This window comes from Stutzerimonas sp. Brlt_14 (assembly GCF_051948915.1).
GTDB lineage: Bacteria > Pseudomonadota > Gammaproteobacteria > Pseudomonadales > Pseudomonadaceae > Stutzerimonas > Stutzerimonas stutzeri.
In genome coordinates, this window is sequence record NZ_JAYJLM010000007.1 from 159,112 (window position 1) to 179,690 (window position 20,579).

General features: G+C 63.4%; 25 protein-coding genes. 11 read left to right on the top strand and 14 right to left on the bottom strand.

The genetic code is table 11. The features are described 5' to 3' along the window. Positions 1-31: 31 nt before the first annotated feature. The 11 genes from hisC to VF716_RS17910 form a co-directional block, all read right to left on the bottom strand. On the bottom strand, positions 32-1,078 hold the full coding sequence (gene hisC / locus VF716_RS17860; protein ID WP_440552826.1) for a histidinol-phosphate transaminase: 1,047 nt from the start codon (positions 1,076-1,078) through the stop codon (positions 32-34). A gap of 112 nt (positions 1,079-1,190) precedes the next feature. Then, a complete protein-coding gene (hisD, locus tag VF716_RS17865; RefSeq protein WP_181091327.1) occupies positions 1,191-2,498 on the bottom strand; it encodes a histidinol dehydrogenase in 1,308 nt (435 codons plus the stop codon). A 293-nt stretch (positions 2,499-2,791) separates the two neighbouring features. Then, positions 2,792-3,424, bottom strand: a complete 633-nt coding sequence (hisG, locus tag VF716_RS17870) for an ATP phosphoribosyltransferase (RefSeq protein WP_013981935.1) — start codon at positions 3,422-3,424, stop codon at positions 2,792-2,794. Positions 3,425-3,661: 237 nt separating this feature from the next. Then, positions 3,662-4,927 (bottom strand): UDP-N-acetylglucosamine 1-carboxyvinyltransferase, encoded by a 1,266-nt coding sequence (gene murA, locus VF716_RS17875; RefSeq protein WP_013981934.1) that lies wholly within the window; start codon positions 4,925-4,927, stop codon positions 3,662-3,664. Between the two features lie 103 nt (positions 4,928-5,030). Continuing rightward, entirely contained in the window at positions 5,031-5,270 is a 240-nt protein-coding gene (locus VF716_RS17880) for a BolA family protein (RefSeq protein ID WP_013981933.1), read from the bottom strand. Between the two features lie 91 nt (positions 5,271-5,361). Beyond that, a complete protein-coding gene (locus VF716_RS17885) occupies positions 5,362-5,853 on the bottom strand; it encodes a phosphate-starvation-inducible protein PsiE (protein ID WP_440552827.1) in 492 nt (163 codons plus the stop codon). A 13-nt stretch (positions 5,854-5,866) separates the two neighbouring features. Further along, on the bottom strand, positions 5,867-6,181 hold the full coding sequence (locus VF716_RS17890) for an STAS domain-containing protein (protein WP_017246380.1): 315 nt from the start codon (positions 6,179-6,181) through the stop codon (positions 5,867-5,869). After that, positions 6,174-6,821, bottom strand: a complete 648-nt coding sequence (locus tag VF716_RS17895) for an MlaC/ttg2D family ABC transporter substrate-binding protein (RefSeq protein WP_011912228.1) — start codon at positions 6,819-6,821, stop codon at positions 6,174-6,176. The genes VF716_RS17890 and VF716_RS17895 overlap by 8 nt, the downstream gene beginning before the upstream one ends. 11 nt (positions 6,822-6,832) lie before the next feature. Next, entirely contained in the window at positions 6,833-7,291 is a 459-nt protein-coding gene (gene mlaD, locus VF716_RS17900; RefSeq protein ID WP_011912227.1) for an outer membrane lipid asymmetry maintenance protein MlaD, read from the bottom strand. Further along, entirely contained in the window at positions 7,291-8,088 is a 798-nt protein-coding gene (gene mlaE, locus VF716_RS17905) for a lipid asymmetry maintenance ABC transporter permease subunit MlaE (RefSeq protein ID WP_011912226.1), read from the bottom strand. The genes mlaD and mlaE overlap by 1 nt, the downstream gene beginning before the upstream one ends. Next, on the bottom strand, positions 8,081-8,896 hold the full coding sequence (locus VF716_RS17910; RefSeq protein ID WP_011912225.1) for an ATP-binding cassette domain-containing protein: 816 nt from the start codon (positions 8,894-8,896) through the stop codon (positions 8,081-8,083). Before VF716_RS17910 ends, mlaE begins: the two co-directional genes overlap by 8 nt. A gap of 280 nt (positions 8,897-9,176) precedes the next feature. Between VF716_RS17910 and VF716_RS17915 the strand changes: the two genes are divergently transcribed. From VF716_RS17915 to VF716_RS17960, 10 genes are all read left to right on the top strand, one after another. Continuing rightward, positions 9,177-10,151, top strand: coding sequence for a KpsF/GutQ family sugar-phosphate isomerase (locus VF716_RS17915; RefSeq protein ID WP_125852603.1), 975 nt, complete (start codon positions 9,177-9,179; stop codon positions 10,149-10,151). Continuing rightward, complete coding sequence (locus tag VF716_RS17920) at positions 10,151-10,675, top strand: KdsC family phosphatase (RefSeq protein ID WP_011912223.1); 525 nt, start codon at positions 10,151-10,153, stop codon at positions 10,673-10,675. Before VF716_RS17915 ends, VF716_RS17920 begins: the two co-directional genes overlap by 1 nt. Before the next feature lie 8 nt (positions 10,676-10,683). Next, the gene (gene lptC, locus VF716_RS17925) at positions 10,684-11,256 is read left to right on the top strand and encodes an LPS export ABC transporter periplasmic protein LptC (RefSeq protein WP_045631864.1); all 573 of its coding nucleotides are present in this window, start codon (positions 10,684-10,686) and stop codon (positions 11,254-11,256) included. After that, positions 11,243-11,788 (top strand): lipopolysaccharide transport periplasmic protein LptA, encoded by a 546-nt coding sequence (gene lptA, locus VF716_RS17930; protein WP_108241534.1) that lies wholly within the window; start codon positions 11,243-11,245, stop codon positions 11,786-11,788. The genes lptC and lptA overlap by 14 nt, the downstream gene beginning before the upstream one ends. Then, a complete protein-coding gene (gene lptB, locus VF716_RS17935; RefSeq protein ID WP_011912220.1) occupies positions 11,788-12,513 on the top strand; it encodes an LPS export ABC transporter ATP-binding protein in 726 nt (241 codons plus the stop codon). Before lptA ends, lptB begins: the two co-directional genes overlap by 1 nt. Positions 12,514-12,659: 146 nt before the next feature. After that, on the top strand, positions 12,660-14,168 hold the full coding sequence (locus VF716_RS17940; RefSeq protein WP_440552828.1) for an RNA polymerase factor sigma-54: 1,509 nt from the start codon (positions 12,660-12,662) through the stop codon (positions 14,166-14,168). Between the two features lie 74 nt (positions 14,169-14,242). Further along, positions 14,243-14,551 (top strand): ribosome hibernation-promoting factor, HPF/YfiA family, encoded by a 309-nt coding sequence (gene hpf, locus VF716_RS17945; protein ID WP_011912218.1) that lies wholly within the window; start codon positions 14,243-14,245, stop codon positions 14,549-14,551. An 8-nt stretch (positions 14,552-14,559) separates the two neighbouring features. Next, on the top strand, positions 14,560-15,024 hold the full coding sequence (gene ptsN / locus VF716_RS17950; RefSeq protein ID WP_011912217.1) for a PTS IIA-like nitrogen regulatory protein PtsN: 465 nt from the start codon (positions 14,560-14,562) through the stop codon (positions 15,022-15,024). Positions 15,025-15,039: 15 nt separating this feature from the next. Then, positions 15,040-15,897: an RNase adapter RapZ gene (rapZ, locus tag VF716_RS17955; RefSeq protein WP_011912216.1), complete on the top strand. Its 858-nt coding sequence runs from the start codon at positions 15,040-15,042 to the stop codon at positions 15,895-15,897. A gap of 14 nt (positions 15,898-15,911) precedes the next feature. After that, positions 15,912-16,184, top strand: a complete 273-nt coding sequence (locus VF716_RS17960; protein WP_011912215.1) for an HPr family phosphocarrier protein — start codon at positions 15,912-15,914, stop codon at positions 16,182-16,184. A 50-nt stretch (positions 16,185-16,234) separates the two neighbouring features. Here the strand turns inward: VF716_RS17960 and pmbA are convergent, their stop codons facing one another. Further along, on the bottom strand, positions 16,235-17,581 hold the full coding sequence (gene pmbA, locus VF716_RS17965; protein WP_440552829.1) for a metalloprotease PmbA: 1,347 nt from the start codon (positions 17,579-17,581) through the stop codon (positions 16,235-16,237). 115 nt (positions 17,582-17,696) lie between these two features. Here pmbA and yjgA point away from each other — a divergent pair, with 115 nt between their 5' ends. Further along, positions 17,697-18,218, top strand: a complete 522-nt coding sequence (gene yjgA, locus VF716_RS17970; protein ID WP_011912212.1) for a ribosome biogenesis factor YjgA — start codon at positions 17,697-17,699, stop codon at positions 18,216-18,218. Positions 18,219-18,274: 56 nt separating this feature from the next. Here the strand turns inward: yjgA and tldD are convergent, their stop codons facing one another. Beyond that, the gene (gene tldD / locus VF716_RS17975) at positions 18,275-19,717 is read right to left on the bottom strand and encodes a metalloprotease TldD (RefSeq protein ID WP_011912211.1); all 1,443 of its coding nucleotides are present in this window, start codon (positions 19,715-19,717) and stop codon (positions 18,275-18,277) included. Positions 19,718-19,719: 2 nt separating this feature from the next. Beyond that, on the bottom strand, positions 19,720-20,565 hold the full coding sequence (locus tag VF716_RS17980) for a carbon-nitrogen hydrolase family protein (RefSeq protein WP_053527254.1): 846 nt from the start codon (positions 20,563-20,565) through the stop codon (positions 19,720-19,722). Positions 20,566-20,579 lie beyond the last annotated feature (14 nt).

The window sequence follows — 20,579 nt, forward strand, 5'->3', positions numbered from 1 at the left end:
AAAAACCACCGGAGGACGCGCCCGCCCTGCGTCAGCCGAGCCCCTCGAGCAGAGCCTGGTTCTGTTCCGGCGTGCCGATGGTGATGCGCAGGAACTGCTCGATGCGCGGCTGCTTGAAGTGACGCACGATCACGCCCTGCTCGCGCAGCGCGGCGGCGATGGCGGCGGCGTCGCGCTGAGGGTGACGCGCGAAAATGAAGTTCGCCGCCGACGGCAGCACCTCGAAGCCGCGCTCGTGAAGCGCCGCCACCACCGCCTCGCGGCTGGCAATGACCTGCCGGCAGGTCTGCTCGAAATACTCACGATCCGCGAACGCTGCAGCCGCGCCGGCGATGGCGATGCGGTCCAGCGGGTAGGAGTTGAAGCTGTTCTTGATCCGCTCCAGCGCCTCGATCAGGTCCGGATGTCCTACCGCCAGGCCGACCCGCAGGCCGGCCAGCGAGCGTGACTTGGAAAGCGTCTGGGTGACCAGCAGGTTCGGATAGCGATCGACCAGCGCAATCGCCGACTCGCCACCGAAGTCCACATAGGCCTCGTCGACCAGCACGACGGACTCGCTATTGGCCTGCAGCAATCGCTCGATAGCCTCAAGCGGCAGCAGGCAACCAGTCGGGGCGTTCGGGTTGGGAAAGATGATGCCGCCGTTCGGCCGCTGATAATCCGCCACGTCGATCTGGAACTGCTCGTTCAGCGCAACGGCTTGGTAGTCGATGCCGTACAGGCCGCAATAGACCGGGTAGAAGCTGTATGTCACGTCCGGAAACAGCAGCGGGCGGCCATGCTGGAACAGGCCGTGAAAGGCATGCGCCAGCACTTCGTCCGAGCCGTTGCCGACGAACACCTGCGCCATCTGCACACCGTAGTAGTCCGCCACAGCCTGCTTCAGGCGCTCGCCGTTGGGGTCAGGATACAGCCGCAGGCCGTCGTTGATTTCCGCCTGCATGGCGGCGATTGCCCGCGGCGACGGGCCATAGGGATTCTCGTTGGTGTTGAGCTTGACCAGCTTGCTCAACTTGGGCTGCTCGCCCGGCACATAGGGCACCAGGTCCTTGACGAAGGGGCTCCAGAATTTGCTCACCGCCCTTCTCTCCTCGAATTCGATCTGCTTGGCGTAGGGTGGATATCGCGTGACGCTTTCCACCAGTGACGTCAGGCGGAAGGGGCCGGCGGCCTCGCTCCCACCTTAGGGCTTACTTGATCCGATACTCGGCGCTGCGCGCGTGAGCGGTCAGCGATTCACCACGGGCCAGAACCGATGCCACCTTGCCCAGTGTCGAAGCGCCCTCGGCCGAGCAATTGATGATCGACGAGCGCTTCTGGAAGTCGTAAACGCCCAGCGGCGAGGAAAAGCGCGCGGTACCGGAGGTCGGCAGCACGTGGTTGGGCCCTGCGCAGTAATCACCCAGCGCCTCGGCGGTGTAGCGTCCCATGAAGATCGCACCGGCATGACGAATCTGCGGCAGCCATTGTTCCGGCTCGGCGACCGAAAGTTCCAGGTGCTCAGGGGCGATGCGGTTGGCCACCTCGATGGCCTGCTCCATGTCGGCCACTTGGATCAGCGCGCCGCGGCCCTCAAGGGAGGTGCGAGCGATGTCGGCGCGCTCCAGGGTCGGCAGCAGACGGGCAATGCTCTCGGCGACGCGATCGAGGAAAGCGGCGTCCGGGCTGACCAGGATCGACTGCGCATCCTCGTCGTGTTCGGCCTGGGAGAACAGGTCCATGGCGATCCAGTCCGGATCGGTCTGGCCATCGCAGACCACGAGAATTTCCGACGGCCCGGCGATCATGTCGATGCCGACCTTACCGAACACGTGGCGCTTGGCCGTGGCGACGTAGATATTGCCCGGGCCGACGATCTTGTCCACCGGCGGTACGCTCTCGGTGCCATAGGCCAATGCTGCGACGGCCTGCGCCCCGCCAATGGTGAAGACGCGGTCTACGCCGGCGATGCAGGCAGCAGCCAGCACCAGCTCATTGACCTCGCCGCGCGGTGTGGGCACCACCATGACCACCTCCGGCACGCCGGCGACCTTGGCCGGGATGGCATTCATCAGCACTGAAGATGGGTAGGAAGCCTTGCCGCCCGGCACGTAGAGGCCGGCGCGATCGAGCGGGGTGACCTTCTGACCGAGCACCGTGCCGTCGGCTTCGGTGTAGGTCCAGGAGTCCTGTTTCTGCCGCTCGTGATAGCTGCGTACGCGCTCGGCGGCGATCTCCAGAGCCTCGCGCTGCGCTGGCGTGATCCGCTCGAGCGCCTGCTCCAGGCGCGCGCGCGGTAGGATCAGGTCGGCCATGGAGGCGACTTCCAGAGCATCGAAGCGCTGGGTCAGTTCGACAACCGCTGCATCACCACGCTCGCGCACGGCCTTGATGATCTCAAGGACCCGCTCGTTCACACCGTCATCAGAAACACTTTCCCAGCTCAGCAGATGGTCCAGATGACGGGCGAAGTCGGCATCGGCAGCGTTGAGTCGGCGAATGGCGGAAGGAGCGGTCATGGTGGGCCTCATGGTTGGCTGGGCTTCGGATCGACAAACTGGCTTTCGAGACCTGTGCAGCGTCTCGCGCGCTAAAGCAATGCTGGGCAGAACTGGCGAGGAGGCGCACCTTCAATGAGCTGTTGAGCTGTAGATGGGCCTTCCGAGCCTGCTCCCAAGGCCGCAGTACCGACGCACCGTCGTCCTTCGGCCAGGTTCTCAGGCGCCGCTAGAATATCAAGCCCACCGTGCGGGCACCCGAGAATTTCAGCTATGGCACGAATAGGCAGGCGCGGTGAAGACCGCGAGGCGCATCAATGCTGATGCTGCTCGACCGCCGCGTGCAAGGTGTCGATCAGCGCCTGGATACGCGCATGCTGCATCTTCATCGAAGCCTTGTTCACGATCAGACGCGAACTGATGGTGGCGATCAGCTCCTGTGGCTCCAGACCGTTGGCGCGCAGGGTGTTGCCGGTGTCGACCACGTCGATGATCTTGTCGGCGAGCCCCACCAGCGGGGCCAGCTCCATGGAGCCGTACAGCTTGATGATGTCGACCTGGCGGCCCTGCTCGGCGTAGTAACGCTTGGCGACATTGACGAACTTGGTAGCCACGCGCAGACGCCCCTTGGGCTCGGGCGCGCCGACCTTGCCGGCAGTCATCAGCTTGCAGTTGGCAATCTTCAGATCGAGCGGCTCGTACAAGCCCTGGCCGCCGTATTCCATCAGCACGTCCTTGCCAGCGACGCCGAGGTCAGCCGCACCATGTTCGACGTATGTCGGTACGTCGGTGGCGCGAACGATCAACAGCCGCACGTCATCCTGGGTGGTTGGAATGATCAGCTTGCGGCTCTTGTCCGGGTTCTCGGTGGGTACGATACCCGCAGCAGCCAGCAACGGCAGGGTGTCGTCGAGGATGCGGCCTTTGGACAGGGCGATGGTGAGCATGGAGCGTTTTCCTTGAACGGCAACGGCCAACCTTGATGGGACGACCAAATGACCAACGGCGTTCTTGCGAACTGAGTCATGCAAGGCGCAATGACCAACGAGAGTAACAGCCAAAGGCTGGCCCGAAGGGCGAGCGCCAGCGAGTCAAACAGGCGAGCAAGCAGAGTTTACTAGCTGTAAATGAGCAATTCCGAGCCTGTTTTTAACGCAGCAGGACCGACGCGCAGCAGATCGCTATCAGCCGGGAACGCGGCGAATCTTCGCCCCCAGCAACTGCAGTTTCTCCTCGATGCACTCGTAGCCACGATCGATGTGGTAGATGCGGTCGATCAGCGTATCGCCTTCGGCCACCAGACCGGCGATCACGAGGCTCGCCGACGCGCGCAGGTCGGTCGCCATGACCGGGGCACCCTTGAGGTGATCGACGCCCGTGACGATGGCGGTATTGCCCTCGACGAGGATCTGCGCACCCATGCGATTCATCTCGTAGACATGCATGAAGCGGTTTTCGAAGACCGTTTCGATGACCGTGCCGGTGCCCTCGGCGATGGCGTTCAGAGCGATGAACTGCGCCTGCATGTCGGTGGGGAACGCTGGGTACGGCGCGGTGCGCACATTGACCGCCTTCGGCCGCTTGCCCTTCATGTCCAGCTCGATCCAGTCACTGCCGGTATCGATATGCGCGCCAGCCTCCACCAGCTTGTGCAGCACAGCCTCGAGCAGCGTCGCGTCGGTATCCTTCAGACGTACACGCCCGCCAGTCGCCGCAGCGGCGACCAGATAGGTTCCAGTCTCGATACGGTCGGGCATCACGCTGTAGCGACCACCACCGAGGCGCTTGACGCCATCGATGACGATGGTATCGGTGCCGGCGCCGGACACTTTGGCGCCCATGGCGTTGAGGAAGTTGGCCAGATCGACCACCTCCGGCTCACGCGCGGCGTTTTCCAGCACGCTGCGGCCGTTCGCCAGCGCAGCGGCCATCATGATGTTCTCGGTACCGGTCACGCTGACGGTGTCGAAGAAGAAGTGCGCGCCACGCAGGCCGCCGGCCGGCGCCTTGGCCTTGATGTAGCCCCCCTCGACGTCGATCTGTGCGCCCATGGCCTCGAGTCCGCGGATGTGCAGGTCGACCGGACGCGAACCGATGGCGCAACCACCGGGCAGCGCGACCTCCGCCTCGCCGAAACGCGCAACCATCGGGCCGAGCACCAGGATCGACGCACGCATGGTCTTCACCAGTTCGTACGGCGCCACCAGAGTCTTGATGCTGCTGGCGTCGACTTCGACGCTGAGCTTCTCGTCGATGATCGGCTGCACGCCCATGCGGCCGAACAGCTCGATCATCGTGGTGATGTCGTGCAGGTGCGGCAGGTTGCAGACGGTAACCGGGGTGTCGGCCAGCAAGGTGGCGGCCAGGATCGGCAGTGCGGAGTTCTTCGCGCCGGAAATGCGAATCTCGCCATCGAGGCGAATGCCGCCGGTAATGATCAGTTTGTCCATGGATATACCCGTAAGCCGCAGGCTCGAAGCACTGTCGAAGGGGGCGGCGCGGTCATCGAGACGCGCTCTGCCTGGAATGATTGGTTGCGCGGGCCTGAGCCGATCAGGCGCGAGCGGCCCAGTCTGTGCGACTGAAGAACTTCATGGTGACGGCGTGGATGCTGCCGTCGGCGATCCATGGATTGAGATGAGCGTAGATCTGCTGCTGACGCTTCACCGGGCTCAGGGCGGCCAGTTCATCACTGATCACGTTGAGCTGGAAGTTGCAGCCTTCGCCTTCCACTTCCACCTGGGTTCCCGGAATCTTCGCTTCCAGGAAATTCTTCACTTCTAGGGCCTGCATGTTCTACCTCGATCGGGCGCAGGACGCGCACGGGCCGGCCATCATACAAAAAAGCCCGAAGGCTGCGAACCCCGAACCTCGCGCACAGATCTCAATCCAGCGTTTCGGCCCCCTGATCGCGCTCGCGCCGATGCCGGGACAGCCCGCTGTCGCTCTGCACGGCCGGGAAGCGCGAGGAGGCGAAGCGCACCACCAGGATCGCCAGCGCCAGCAGCAGGATCGCGCCGGACACATAGACCACGCCCATGTCCGGACGGTGGTGATGGGAAATATCGGAAATCAGCAGGCGGGTCAGCGCGGTGATCGCCACATAGATAAGGAAGCGCACCGGCATGTGGTTGGTCTTGAAATAGATGCCAACCATCGCGCCCAGCTCGAGATAGATGAACAGCAGCAGGATGTCATCGATCGTGATATGGCCCTTCTCGACCATGCCGAGAAACGCCATGACTGCCGCCCAGGCCGTCACGGCGCCGATGGCGAACAGCGCCAGGTAGTGAAAACTCTCGACCAGCAGATTGCCGAAGGACTCGGCCAGCTCGTGCAGGCTATCGCGCAGATTTTCCGCCCAGCGCAGTTTCATACGGCATCCTTTTCTAAACCCGGGAAGCTTCCAGCGGCAGGATATCCAACAAGCCGGACACCTTGGCAATCTTGTGCATATCGCCTGGCAATGCACTGACGCGCAGATCGATGCCCGCAGCCTTGGCATCGCGCATGAAAGCCAGCAGCAGCGACAGCCCGACACTGCTGGAACGCTCGACCGCCGAGCAGTCCAGCGTCAACGGCGCCCGGCTGCCGGCGATCAGCGCCCGACCAGCCTCACGCAAGGCCGGGCCGCTGCGGTAATCCAGCACGCCGATCAGGCGCAACTCGCCTTCTCCACCGCGCTCGATCCGGGCCTCACTCATCGCCGACAGCCTGCTGTCCAGCCTCGGTGTCCTTGGCACGCGCCACGACCTCGGCCCAGCCATCGATGGTTTTGTCCAGATCACCGCCGTTGCGCTGCATAGAGTCGGCGAACTGGTCGCGGAACAGCTTGCCGATGTTGATGCCGTTGATGATCACGTTGCGCACGCGCCATTCGCCGTCATTGACCATGGTGTAGGACACCGGATAGATCTCGCCCTGGCGCCCCACCACCTCCATACCGACGCTGGTGCGCTTGGGGTCCTGCTTGCCGCTGGGCGGCAATACGCGGATCTGCTGGTTGTTGTACTCGAGCAGGGCGTTGCCGTAGAACTGCATCAGGCTGCGCTTGAAGTTCTCCTGGAAGCGCTTCATCTGCTCGGGAGTGGCGTTGCGTGAATACTTGACGGTCATGATGCTGCGCGAGATACCGTCGGCATCGACCACCGGACCGAGAATCTCGTTGAGCGAGTCATAGAAGGCGGCCGGATCGCTGCGGTACTGCTCCTTGTTGGCCTTCAGGTCGGCCAGCAACTCGTCGGTGGTCTTCTGGATCACCTGATGCGCGGTCAGCGCGGCATGGGAGAACAGGGGCAACACGGCCAGCAGAACCAGCAGACCGCGACGCAGGGCAGTGATCATGGATGTCTCCTTCAATCTTTATTCACAGAATTGAGCAGGAACTTGCCGATCAGATCCTCGAGTACCAGCGAAGACTGGGTGTCCTGAATGGTGTCACCATCCTTGAGCACTTCGTCGTCGCCGCCCACGCTGATTCCGACATATTTCTCACCCAGCAGACCAGCCGTCAGGATCGACGCCGTGGAGTCAGCCGGCAGGATGTTCACGTCTTCCTGGATTTCCAGGGTCACCCGACCGGTGTAGCTGTCGCGATCGAGGTCGATCGCCGTGACCTTGCCGATGGTCACACCCGCCATGGTCACCTTGGATCGGACAGTCAAACCGGCAATATTGTCGAAATAGGCATACAGCTTGTAGGTATCGGCACTGCCAACGCTCAGTCCGCTGACGCGCAGCGACAGCAGCAGCAGGGCCAGCAGGCCGGCAAGCAGGAACAGGCCGACACCCATTTCCAGTGTGCGGATACGCATCAGAAATCTCCAAACATCAACGCGGTCAGAATGAAATCGAGGCCGAGTACTGCCAGCGAGGCATACACCACGGTCCGGGTGGTGGCACGACTGATCCCCTCGGAAGTCGGTTCGCAGTCGTAGCCCTGGAACACCGCTATCCAGGTCACGACCAGTGCAAAGACGACGCTCTTGATCACGCCGTTGAGCACATCCGAATGGAAATCGACACTGTTCTGCATGTTGGCCCAGAACGAGCCTTCGTATACGCCGAGCCAGTCCACGGCGACCATCGCTCCGCCCCAGATGCCGACCACATTGAAGATCAGCGTCAGCAGTGGCAGGGAAATGAAGCCGGCCCACAGACGCGGCGCGATGATGTACTTCAGCGGATCGACGCCAATCATCTCCAGGCTCGACAGCTGCTCGGTGGATTTCATGTTGCCGATCTCGGCCGCCAGCGCGGAACCTGCGCGACCGGCGAACAGCAATGCGGTGACCACCGGGCCGAGTTCACGCAACAACGTCAGCGCCACCATCTGCCCGACCGCCTGCTCGGAGCCATAGCTGCTGAGGATGTTGTAGCCCTGCAGCGCCAGCACCATGCCGATGAAAATACCGGACACGACGACGATCGCCAGCGACAGCACGCCAACCGAGTACAGCTGCTTGACCAGCAGCGAAAAGCCGTTGCGCAAGCCGCTGCGGCCAAACAGCGCATGAACGAGGAAGATCGTCGAGCGCCCCAGCGCCGCCAGCACATCCAGGCCGGCACGCCCGAGCAGGGCGATCCGGTCCATCAACGAACGCTTACGCATCGGCGCCTCCGAGCAGGTCATCGGCGTAGGCTGGCGCCGGAAAGTGGAAGGGCACCGGGCCGTCCGCCGAGCCTTTCATGAACTGCCGGATGCGAGGATTGTCCGACTCCATCAGCTCGGCCGGCGTGCCCTGGCCAAGCACCTGAGCATCGCCGACCACATAGATGTAATCGGCGATGGAGGCGGTTTCGGCCAAGTCGTGGGACACCACGATACTGGTGATGCCCAGCGCATCGTTGAGCAACCGGATCAAGCGGACCAGCACGCCCATCGCGATCGGGTCCTGACCGGCGAAAGGCTCGTCATACATGAGAATCTGCGGATCCAGCGCGATGGCCCGCGCCAGCGCGACACGCCGCTTCATGCCACCGGACAGTTCGTCGGGCATCAGCTCGATGGCACCCCGCAAACCCACCGCCTGCAATTTCATCAGCACGATGTCGCGGATCATTTCGTCGGGCAGCCGGGTATGCACGCGCAGCGGAAAGGCGACGTTCTCGAACACGTCGAGATCGGTGAACAGAGCTCCGCTCTGGAACAACACGCCCATCTGCTTGCGCATGTCGAACAGCTCGCTGCGCGAGAGGCTCGGCAGATTGTTGCCCGCCACCCAGACCTCGCCGCGCGCAGGCATCAGCTGCGCAGCGATCAGCCGCAGCAGCGTCGTCTTGCCACAGCCGGACGGCCCCATGATGGCCGTGACCTTGCCTCGCGGGATCGCGATGTCGACGTTATCGAAAATACTGCGCTCGCCGCGCTTGAAGGTTACTCCCTTCAGCTCGACCGCGTAGTCGTTGCAGGCGCTCATCTGGTCTCCTTGCATGCAGTCTGCGAAACAGACGGCTCCCGATGACGCCGGGATACTTCTGCCTGACCGTTTTCGGGCGCGCACTATAGCACCGCGCCAGGGGCCGCCCAACCAATGAGCGTTTCAGCAGATGACCAGCGAGACGCCTGTTCAGCCAGGGTTCAGCTTGGTGATGTACACAGCGCTGAGGGCGCCGCCCTGGCACCTGCCACATTTTCCATGAGCCACAAGTCGAATCTCGCTATAATCCTCGCCTTTTAATCGGACGACCTCGCCAGCCATGAGCCAAAGCAGTCAATTGATCGAAACCGCGCAGCGCACCATTCGCCTGGAAATCGAGGCAGTTGAGCAGCTGAACGCGCGTATCGATGCCAGCTTCGTACAAGCCTGCGAATTGATCCTCGCCTGCAAGGGCCGTGTCGTTGTGGTCGGCATGGGCAAGTCGGGGCATATCGGTCGCAAGATCGCTGCCACCCTGGCCAGCACCGGCACCGCCGCCTTCTTCGTGCACCCCGCCGAGGCCAGCCACGGCGACATGGGCATGATCACTCCGGACGATGTGGTACTGGCGCTTTCCAATTCCGGCACCACCAGCGAGATCGTCACCCTGTTGCCGTTGATAAAGCGCCTGGGCATCACCCTTATCAGCATGACCGGCAACCCCAGCTCGGTACTGGCCAAGGCCGCAGCAGTGAACCTGGATGCCAGCGTGGCTATCGAGGCCTGCCCGCTGAACCTCGCACCGACCTCCTCCACCACCGCCAGCCTGGTGCTCGGCGATGCCCTTGCGATTGCCCTGCTCGAGGCTCGCGGCTTCACTGCCGAAGACTTCGCCTTTTCCCATCCCGGTGGTGCCCTTGGCCGACGCCTGCTGCTCAAGGTCGAACACGTCATGCACACTGGCGAACGTCTCCCCAGCGTGCCCCGCGGCACCTCGCTGCGCGATGCCCTTCTGGAAATGACGCAGAAAGGGCTGGGCATGACCGTGATCGTCGAGACCGACGGGCGCCTGGCCGGGATTTTCACCGATGGCGACCTGCGTCGCGCCCTGGACAAAGGCGTGGACGTGCGCCAGACCCTCATCGACGAGGTCATGACCGTTCATGGCAAGACCGCCAACGCCGAGATGCTGGCTGCCGAGGCACTGAAGATCATGGAAGACCACAAGATCAGCTCACTGGTAGTGATCGATGAACAGGAGCTGCCCATCGGCGCCCTGAACATGCACGACCTGCTGCGTGCGGGGGTCATGTAATGCACGAACATCTTCTGCAGCGCGCACGTGACATCCGCCTGGCCATCTTCGATGTGGATGGCGTACTGACCGACGGTCGCCTGTACTTTCTCACCGACGGCAGCGAATTCAAGACCTTCAACACCCTGGACGGCCACGGCATCAAGATGCTGATCAACTCCGGCGTGCGCACCGCCATCATCAGTGGGCGCAAGACGCCAGTGGTCGAGCGCCGCGCGCAGAACCTCGGCATCCAGCACCTGTATCAGGGGCGCGAAGACAAGCTGGTGGTTCTCGACGAGCTGCTGGCCGAACTCGGGCTGAGCTACTCTGAAGTGGCCTATCTCGGTGACGACCTGCCTGATCTGCCGGTGATCCGCCGCGTCGGCCTGGGCATGGCGGTCGCCAGCGCCGACGCCTTCGTGCGCGACCACGCTCACGGCGTGACCCAGGCACGCGGCGGCGAAGGCGCGGCACGCGAGTTCTGCGAATTGATCATGCGCGCCCAGGGCACCCTGGCAGCCGCTCAGAACGCCTATCTGTAGAGGTCTGGATGCTCCGCAAACTGCGCTTTCCCGCCCTGCTCACGCTGATCGCTGCCGTATTGGTGGCCATCGGCTACTGGAACATCCGTCCGGAGAGTTTCATGCAGCAGCCAACCGTGGCCAGCGGCGAGACACCGGATGTGGATTTCTATGTGATCAATTCACGTACGGTCCAGTACCAGGCGGATGGCAAGCGCAACTACGAGATGACCGCGGAGAAGGTCGAACACATCAAGGCCAGCGACGTCAGCCTCTTGACCAAACCCGACCTGCTGTCCTACCGCGGCGGCGAGCACCCCTGGCATGTGCGCAGCGAGCGCGGAGAGGTTTCGGCGGAGGGTGACGAGGTCCTGCTGATCGACAAGGTCCGGGTCGAGCGGACCGACGCCAAGGGCCGCCCGACGATCCTCACCACCAGCCGGCTGACGGTGTGGCCGGACAAGGATTATGCCGAGACCAAGCAAGCCGTTAGAATCGACGCCGCCAATGGCGTGACCACGGCGACCGGCATGAAAGCGTATCTGGATGACGGCAGGATGCTCCTGCTGTCCAACGTAAGAGGCCAGCATGAGCTGCGTTAAGACTTTCCCCCTCCTGCTCGGTTTGAGCGCATTCTGGCTCGGCGCCAGTGCCTGGGCGCTTCCCGAGGATCGTGAACAGCCCATCCGCGTACAGGCTGACTCGGCCGAACTGGACGACCGACAGGGCGTGGCCGTGTACCGCGGCGATGTGGTGATCACCCAGGGCACCATGAAGATCACCGGCGACACCGTCACCATCACCCAGGACAGCAATGGCGATGTGGAAGTCTTCACCTCCATCGGCAAGCCGGCCTACTACGAGCAGAAGCCGGCCGTGGACAAGGAGATCGTCAAGGCCTACGGCCTGACCATCCAGTACTTTGCCGCCAACGAGCGCATCGTGCTGCTCGACCAGGCCAAGGTCGTCCAGGAAGGCAACACCTTCGAAGGCGAGAAGATCGTCTATGACACCCGCCGCCAGATCGTCAACGCCGGCCGCGCCACCAATACCGACGTCAGCACGCCGCGTCCGCGGGTCGACATGGTCATCCAGCCACGCAAGCGCGAGCAGGCCGCGGAGCAGCCCCAGTAATGGCCGTCCTCAAAGCCCAGCATCTGGCCAAGAGCTACAAGAGCCGGCAGGTCGTTCGCGACGTCAGCCTGTCCATCGAGAGCGGGCAGATCGTCGGCCTGCTTGGCCCGAACGGCGCCGGCAAGACTACCTGCTTCTACATGATCGTCGGACTGGTGAATGCCGATCAGGGTCGCGTGCTGATCGACCAGAACGACGTGACCCACCTTCCGATGCATGGCCGGGCCCGTGCCGGCATCGGTTACCTGCCGCAGGAAGCCTCGATCTTCCGCAAGCTGTCGGTCGCCGACAACATCATGGCGATTCTCGAGACCCGCAAGGATCTGGACCGCGGTGGCCGCCAGCAGGCACTGGAAGGCCTGCTGCAGGAATTCCACATCAACCATATCCGCGACAGCCTCGGCATGAGCCTGTCCGGCGGCGAGCGCCGTCGCGTGGAAATCGCCCGCGCCCTGGCTACGGCGCCGAAGTTCATCCTGCTCGATGAACCCTTCGCCGGTGTCGACCCGATCTCGGTGGGCGACATCAAGCAGATCATCCACCACCTCAAGGCCAAGGGCATCGGGGTACTGATCACCGACCACAACGTTCGGGAAACCCTGGACATCTGCGAGACGGCGTACATCGTCAACGACGGTCAGCTGATCGCCGAAGGCGATGCCCAGAGCATCCTCGCCAACCAGCTGGTCAAGGAAGTCTACCTGGGCCACGAATTCCGACTGTAAGAGCGGATTTTTTGCTCGGCTCGGCAAATCGGCTCTAGGCAAAGGCTTCGTCGGCAGGCATATAATTTGCTTTCATCGGCGCCCCGAGCGCCGCATGTCGGAACAGGCGCGGTTGCGCCGGCATACAAGGTTCGAAGTCCTCTGCCATGAAACCATCGCTAGTCCTGAAGATGGGCCAGCAGCTGACGATGACACCGCAGCTGCAACAGGCCATACGGCTCCTCCAGCTTTCCACCCTCGATCTGCAACAGGAGATCCAGGAAGCGCTGGATTCCAATCCCATGCTCGAGCGTGAAGAGGACGGTGACGACTTCGACGGCTCCGACCCCATGGCCGAGGCCGTCGATCGTGCGAGCGACGCTGGCAGCGAAAAGATCAGCACTCAGGAAAGCACCTATGAAGAGCCTTCGCACAGCGGCGAAGGCCTCGACGAGGCCGACTGGGGTGAGCGCATTCCCAGCGAGCTACCGGTCGACACCGCCTGGGAGGACATCTACCAGACCAGCGCCAGCAGCCTGCCGAGCAACGACGACGACGAATGGGACTTCACCAGCCGTACGTCCAGCGGTGTCAGCCTGCAGAGCCATCTGCTGTGGCAGCTCAACCTCGCCCCCATGAGCGACACCGACCGCCTGATCGCCACCACACTGATCGACTGCATCAACGATCAGGGCTATCTCGAGGAGTCTCTGCAGGAAATCGTGGACAGTTTCGACCCGGAGCTTGAAATCGAGCTCGACGAGGTCGAAGTCGTGCTGCGTCGCGTACAGCAGTTCGAACCTGCCGGTATCGGCGCACGGGATCTGCGCGAATGCCTGCTCCTGCAGCTGCGCCAGCTCCATGACCGCACCCCTTGGCTCAGCGAAGCCCAGCGGCTCGTGAGTGACCATCTGGACCTGCTGGGTAGCCGCGACTACAGCCTGCTGATGCGCCGCATGAAGCTCAAGGAAGACGAGCTGCGCCAGGTCATCGAACTCATCCAGAGCCTCAACCCGCGCCCGGGCTCGCAGATCGAGGCGAGCGAGCCGGAGTACGTGGTGCCGGACGTTATCGTACGCAAGCACAACGATCGCTGGCTGGTGGAGCTCAACCAGGACGCCATGCCCCGACTTCGCGTCAATGCCCAGTACGCCAGCTTCGTAAAGCGCGCCGACTCGAGTGCCGACAATACCTTCATGCGCAACCAGCTGCAGGAAGCGCGCTGGTTCATCAAGAGCCTGCTCAGTCGCAACGAAACACTGATGAAGGTCGCCACCCAGATCGTCGAGCACCAGCGTGCCTTCCTCGAACACGGCGACGAGGCGATGAAGCCGCTGGTGCTGCACGACATCGCCGAAGCCGTGGGGATGCATGAGTCGACGATTTCCCGCGTCACCACGCAGAAATACATGCATACGCCGCGTGGCATCTACGAACTCAAATACTTCTTCTCCAGCCACGTCAGCACGGCGGAAGGCGGCGAATGTTCGTCCACCGCGATCCGCGCGATCATCAAGAAGCTGGTCGCCGCGGAAAACCCGAAAAAGCCGTTGAGCGACAGCAAGATCGCTGGTTTACTGGAGGCGCAGGGCATCCAGGTGGCCCGCCGCACCGTTGCGAAATACCGCGAGTCGCTCGGTATCGCACCGTCCAGCGAGCGTAAACGATTGCTGTGATCGGCCACTGGTCGAACTGTCCCGGCGGCAGGCCTCAAGACCTGCTCTTCGCACAAGGCAAAGGAGATAGCAGTATGCAAGTCAACATCAGCGGTGTTCATCTGGAAGTTACCGATGCCCTGCGTGACTACATCGAGGAGAAATTCGACCGACTGGCCCGTCATTTCGACCGCATCATCAGCGTCCAAGTGGTCCTGCAGGTCGAGAAACTCAAGCAGAAAGCCGAAGCCACCCTGCACGTCGCCGGTCGCGAAGTGGTGGGCAATGCCGAACACGAAGACATGTACGCTGCCGTGGACCTGCTGGTCGACAAGCTCGACCGTCAGCTGATCAAGCACAAGGAGAAGCAGCTCGACCACACCCAGGGTGCCGTCACCCGCTGACGCTCATTATGATCCGACTCGAAAACATCCTGACCCCCGGACGTTCCCTGGTGAACGTCCCGGGCGGTAGCAAGAAGCGCGTCCTGGAGCAGATCGCCAAGGTGATCGCCCAGGACCTTTCCGACCTCGACTCCCAGACCATCTTCGAAAGCCTGATCGCCCGTGAAAAGCTGGGCTCGACCGGCTTCGGCAATGGCATCGCCATTCCGCACTGCCGCATGGTCGGCTGCAACGCCCCCGTGAGTGCCGTGCTGCGCTTGGAAACGCCGGTGGACTTCGACGCCATCGATGGCGCCCCGGTCGACCTGCTGTTCGTCCTGCTGGTCCCGGAAGCGGCCACCGACGAGCACCTCGAGCTGCTGCGCCAGATCGCCAGCATGCTCGACCGTGAAGAGGTACGCCAACGTCTGCGCGAGGCACCCAGCAACGACAGCCTGTACCAGGTCGTCGTGGATGTGCAGAACGGTGGCTAGCGCGATGGGGTACAGATGCGGCTGATCATCGTCAGTGGGCGTTCGGGCTCGGGCAAGAGCACCGCGCTGAACGTACTCGAAGACAACGGGTTCTACTGCATCGACAACCTGCCCGCTGGCCTGCTGCCCGAGCTTGCCGAGCGCGCCCTGCTGCACACCGAACTGCTGCACCCACAGGTTGCCGTGTCGATCGATGCGCGCAACCTGCCCAGCCAGCTCAAGCGTTTTCCCGAACTGCTCGAAGAGGTTCGCGCCCGGCATATTCAGTGCGACGTGCTGTATCTGGATGCCGACGACGAAACCCTGCTCAAGCGCTTCTCCGAAACCCGTCGGCGCCACCCGCTGACCAACGAAAGCCGTTCGCTGGCCGAGGCGATTCGTGACGAGGAGCTGCTGCTGGCGGCAATCATCGATCATGCCGACCTGAAGATCGACACCACGCACCTGAACCTCTATCAGCTGCGCGACATGCTCAAGCTGCGGCTGCTCAACAAGCCTGAGCCAGGCACGGCCTTTCTCATCGAATCGTTCGGATTCAAGCGCGGCATGCCGGTCGATGCCGACCTGGTATTCGACGTGCGCTGCCTGCCCAACCCGTACTGGAAGGCCGAATTGCGCGACTTCTCCGGGCTCGATCAGCCGGTGATCGACTATCTGGCCGCCCAGCCCGATGTGGAGGAGATGTTTCAGGACATCCACGCTTACCTGAACAAATGGCTGCCACGCTTCGCCGCCAGCAACCGCGCGTACGTCACCATCGCCATCGGCTGCACCGGAGGCCATCACCGCTCGGTGTACCTAGCCGAGCGACTCGGCCTGGCGCTCAAGGAGCCGCTGAAGAACCTGCAGGTCCGTCACCGGGATCTCGCCTAGGAATACGTAAACCCATGCCCGCCCGCGAAGTCACCATCATCAACAAGCTTGGCCTGCACGCGCGTGCGGCGGCCAAGTTCGTCGCCGTCGCCAACCGCTTCCCCTGCAAGATCCGGGTGGGCCGCTGTCCCGCCACGCTGGTCGATGGCAAGAGCATCATGGCCGTCATGATGCTGGCCGCCAGCAAGGGCACTACGGTGCATCTACATGCCGATGGCGAGCAGGAAGAAGAAGCCCTCGACGCCCTCGTGGCGTTGATTGACGACTACTTCGAAGAAGGCGAATAGCCGTCCGCTCATCCGGGCGTGCTCGCAGCGAGCACGCCACACCCTCCCGCTTACTTCCCGGCCACCATCATCCGCTCGATCAGCACCGAGCCGGTCCGCACGTTGCCGCGCGTCTCGATGTCGCAGCCAATGGCGACGATCTGGCGGAACATGTCGCGCAGATTGCCGGCGATGGTCACCTCCTGCACGGGGAACTGGATCTCGCCGTTCTCCACCCAGTAGCCGCCTGCGCCGCGTGAATAGTCACCGGTGACCAGATTCAGCCCCTGCCCCATCAGCTCGGTCACCAGCAGGCCGCGCCCCATGCGTCGCAGCAGGGCAGCCTGATCTTCCTCACCGTGGCTAACGAACAGGTTGTGCACGCCACCCGCGTTGGCAGTGCTCGGCATGCCCAGCTTGCGCCCGGAATAGGTCGAAAGCACATAGGAGATCAGGCGGCCGTTTTCCACGAAAGGCTTGGCGTAGGTCGCCAGGCCATCGCCATCGTAGCTGGCGCTGCCAAGCGCACGCGGGATATGTGGGCGTTCGTCGAGGCTCAGCCATTCGGGGAACAGCGTCTGGCCCAGCGCGTCCTCCAGATAGGAGGCCTTGCGATACAGGTTACCGCCGGAGATAGCGGCGATGAAATGGCTGAACAGCCCCGTCGCCAGCTCCGGCGCGAACAACACCGGCACCTCGCAAGTCGGGATCGGTCGCGCGCCCAGGCGTCGCACTGCACGCTCGGCTGCGCGCCGGCCGATGGTCCGTGGATCGATCAGCGCCTCGCCGATACGGTTGACGTCGTAAAAGTAGTCGCGCTGCATCTGGCCTTCGCTTTCGGCGATCATCACGCAGCTCAGGCTGTGCCGTGTGCTGCAATAACCGCCGATGAAGCCATTGCTGTTGCCGTAGGCACGGCAGCCCTGATGGGTGTTGAGACTGGTGCCGTCGGCGTTGCGGATGCGTGCATCGAAGTCGAACGCCGCGCTTTCACAACTCAGCGCCTGCTCGATCGCCTGCTCCGGGGTGATCGCCCATGGATGGTAGAGATCGAGATCGGGAAGCTCCCGAGCCATCAGCGTGGCGTCGGCCAGGCCGGCAAACTCGTCCTGCGAAGCGTGCCTGGCGATGGCCAGCGCGGCGGCCACGGTTTCCCGGATGGCCTCGTCGCCGCTGCCGGTGGTGCTGGCCGAGCCCTTGCTCTGGCCGACATAGAGGGTAATGCCGAAACCCTGGTCCCGATTGAATTCGACCGTTTCCACTTCACCCTGGCGCACCGTCGTGGACAGCCCCTGCTCCATGGAGACAGAGACCTCGCTGGCGCTGGCGCCCTGCCGCCGCGCTTCCTCGATGATGCGCTCGACCTTCTCGCGCAAACCGGGCAGCGCATGCGGACCGATGCCGTCTACTTCACTCATAAGCACTCCCAAAACAACACCTGCAATCAAATCAATTGCAGCCCGGCGCGGCCAGTCTGGAGCCTGCTGCCAGGGCTGCTGCTATCATGGCGGCATTTCCTAGTGGACCATCCCCATGTCTGAACACTCCGACGTCGATGATTTCGACGAAAAAAGCAAATCCCAGGTCAAGCGCGAACTGCTCGCCCTGCAGGAACTCGGCGAACGCCTGACCACGCTCAAACCCGACCTCATCGCCCGGCTGCCGCTCAGCGACGCGCTGCACAAGGCCCTGGCCGACGCCCCGAAGCACAAGGCGCATATCGCCCGCAAACGGCACATCCAGTACATCGGCAAGCTGATGCGTGATCAGGATGTCGATGCCATCGTCGCCCTGGTCGATCAACTCGACGCCTCGACCCGCCAGTACAACGAACGCTTCCACGCCCTCGAGCGCTGGCGCGACCGGCTCATCGCCGGCAATGACGAGACGCTGGAAGCCTTCGTCGTCGAATTCCCCGAAACCGACCGCCAGCACCTGCGCGGGCTGATCCGCCACGCCCAGCATGAAGCGGCGCGCAACAAGCCGCCGGCTGCCAGCCGCAAGATCTTCAAATACATCCGCGACCTGGACGAGACCAAGCGCGGCCTGCGATAAACCGGTCCTTTCTCACGTGCCGGCTGGCCCGAGTCGGCACCTGATGATCGGCAGCCTCAAGCGCCGGTCCCCCCCACCGTGATTTCGTCGATCTTCAGCGTCGGCTGGCCGACGCCGACCGGCACCGATTGGCCATCCTTGCCGCAGGTGCCGACTCCGCTGTCCAGTGCCAGGTCGTTGCCCACCATGGACACGCGATTCATCACCTCCGGACCGTTGCCGATCAGCGTCGCACCCTTGACCGGCGCAGTGATCCTGCCGTCTTCGACCAGATAGGCCTCACTGGTGGAGAAGACGAACTTGCCGCTGGTGATGTCCACCTGGCCGCCGCCGAGGCTGGCGCAGTAGATGCCCTTCTTCACCGAGCGGATGATCTCCTCGGGGTCGCTTTCGCCGGCCAGCATGTAGGTGTTGGTCATGCGCGGCATGGGCAGATGCGCGTACGACTCGCGGCGGCCATTGCCGGTCGGTGCGACGCCCATCAGGCGCGCATTGAGCTTGTCCTGGATATAGCCCTTGAGGATGCCGTTCTCGATCAGTGTGGTGCACTGCGTCGGCGTACCTTCGTCGTCGACGCTGAGCGAGCCGCGGCGGTCGGCCAGGGTGCCGTCATCAACGATGGTGCACAGTTTAGACGCGACCTGCTGGCCGATGCGCCCGCTATAGGCCGAGCTGCCCTTGCGGTTGAAGTCTCCTTCCAGACCGTGGCCGACGGCCTCGTGCAGCAGCACGCCGGACCAGCCCGGCCCCAGCACCACCGGCAGCGAACCGGCCGGCGCCGGCACCGCCTCGAGATTGACCAGCGCCTGGCGCAGCGCTTCGCGGGCATAGCCCATGGCGCGGTCTTCGCTGAGGAAGTACTGATACCCGGTGCGCCCGCCACCGCCCTGCCCGCCGCGCTCCCGGCGGCCGTTCTGCTCGACGATCACACTGACGTTGAAGCGCACCAGCGGGCGGATATCCGCCGCCAGTCCGCCATCCATGGCAGCGACGAGAATATGTTCCCATACGCCCGCCAGGCTCACCGTGACCTGCTTGATGCGTGGGTCCAGCGCACGGGTGGCTACGTCGATGCGCTTGAGCAGGTCCACCTTCTCGGCGCGGCTCAGGCCATCCAGCGGATTATCCTGATGATACAGCGGCGCGAAGGCCGCCCTGCCGAGCACCTTGACCTGCCCCTGCTGCCCGCTACGGGCGATGGAGCGGGCGGCCTGCGCGGCCTGACGCAGGGCATCGGCAGTGATCGCATTGCTGTAGGCAAAGCCGGTCTTCTCCCCCGACAGCGCCCGTACGCCCACGCCCTGCTCGAGGTGGAACCCGCCTTCCTTGACGATGCCATCCTCGAGCACCCAGGACTCGGATACCTGGTCCTGGAAATACAGGTCCGCGGCATCCACGCCGGGGCCGGCGAGCTCACCCAGCAAACCGGGCAGATCGTCGAGTCCCAGGCCTCCAGGGGTCAGCAGTCGCTCGGTGACGGGTAACAGCAGTTCACTCATATCTACTCCAAAGGTTCCGTGCCCAGGCACGGTACGGAAAATCGGCGGTGACGTTGCACCGGCATGCGTTGGCGGATAGCGGCCTGTTCGATTGCGTCTCGCTCGGCAAGCAGAGCCGCCTCACCGCTCGGCTGCTCGCACAGCAGCCGGCCCCATGGGTCAACGATAGACGAATGCCCATGGGTGATGCGACCACCAGGGTGCTCGCCGCCCTGTGCCGCCGCCAGGACATAGCACTGGGTCTCGATGGCCCGCGCGCGAATCAGCGCGGGCCAGTGGGCCTCGCCGGTCACCGCGGTAAACGCCGAGGGCACGCTGATCAATTCCGCGCCCGCCGCCCGCAAAGCGGTGTACAGCTCGGCAAAGCGCAGGTCGTAACACACGCTCATGCCCAGCCTTCCGAGCGGCGTATCGGCCACCACCACCTGACTGCCCGCCGCATAGTCATCGGACTCGCGATATCGGCCGCGGCTGTCGGCGACATCCGCGTCGAATAGATGCAGCTTGTCGTAACGCGCCACCCGCTGCCCCTGCTCGTCGATGAGCAGCGAGCAGGCGTTGGGCTTGCCCTGCGGGCAATCGTCGGGCGGTAACGGCAGGGTCCCGGCGACTATCCACAACCTGAGGTCGCGGGCGGCCTGTTTCAACCACGGCAGGATCGGGCCCTCGCCCATGGCCTCGGCGCGGCCGAGGCTCGGCAGATCATTGCGGCCCATGGCAGCGAAGTTTTCCGGCAGCACCGCCAGACGCGCACCGGCCTCCGCCGCCTGTTCGAGCAATTGCCGCGCCTGGGCCAGGTTGTGCGCGACCTCGGCCCCGGTGGCCATTTGAATCACGGCTAAGGACATAGGCTCCCCCTGGT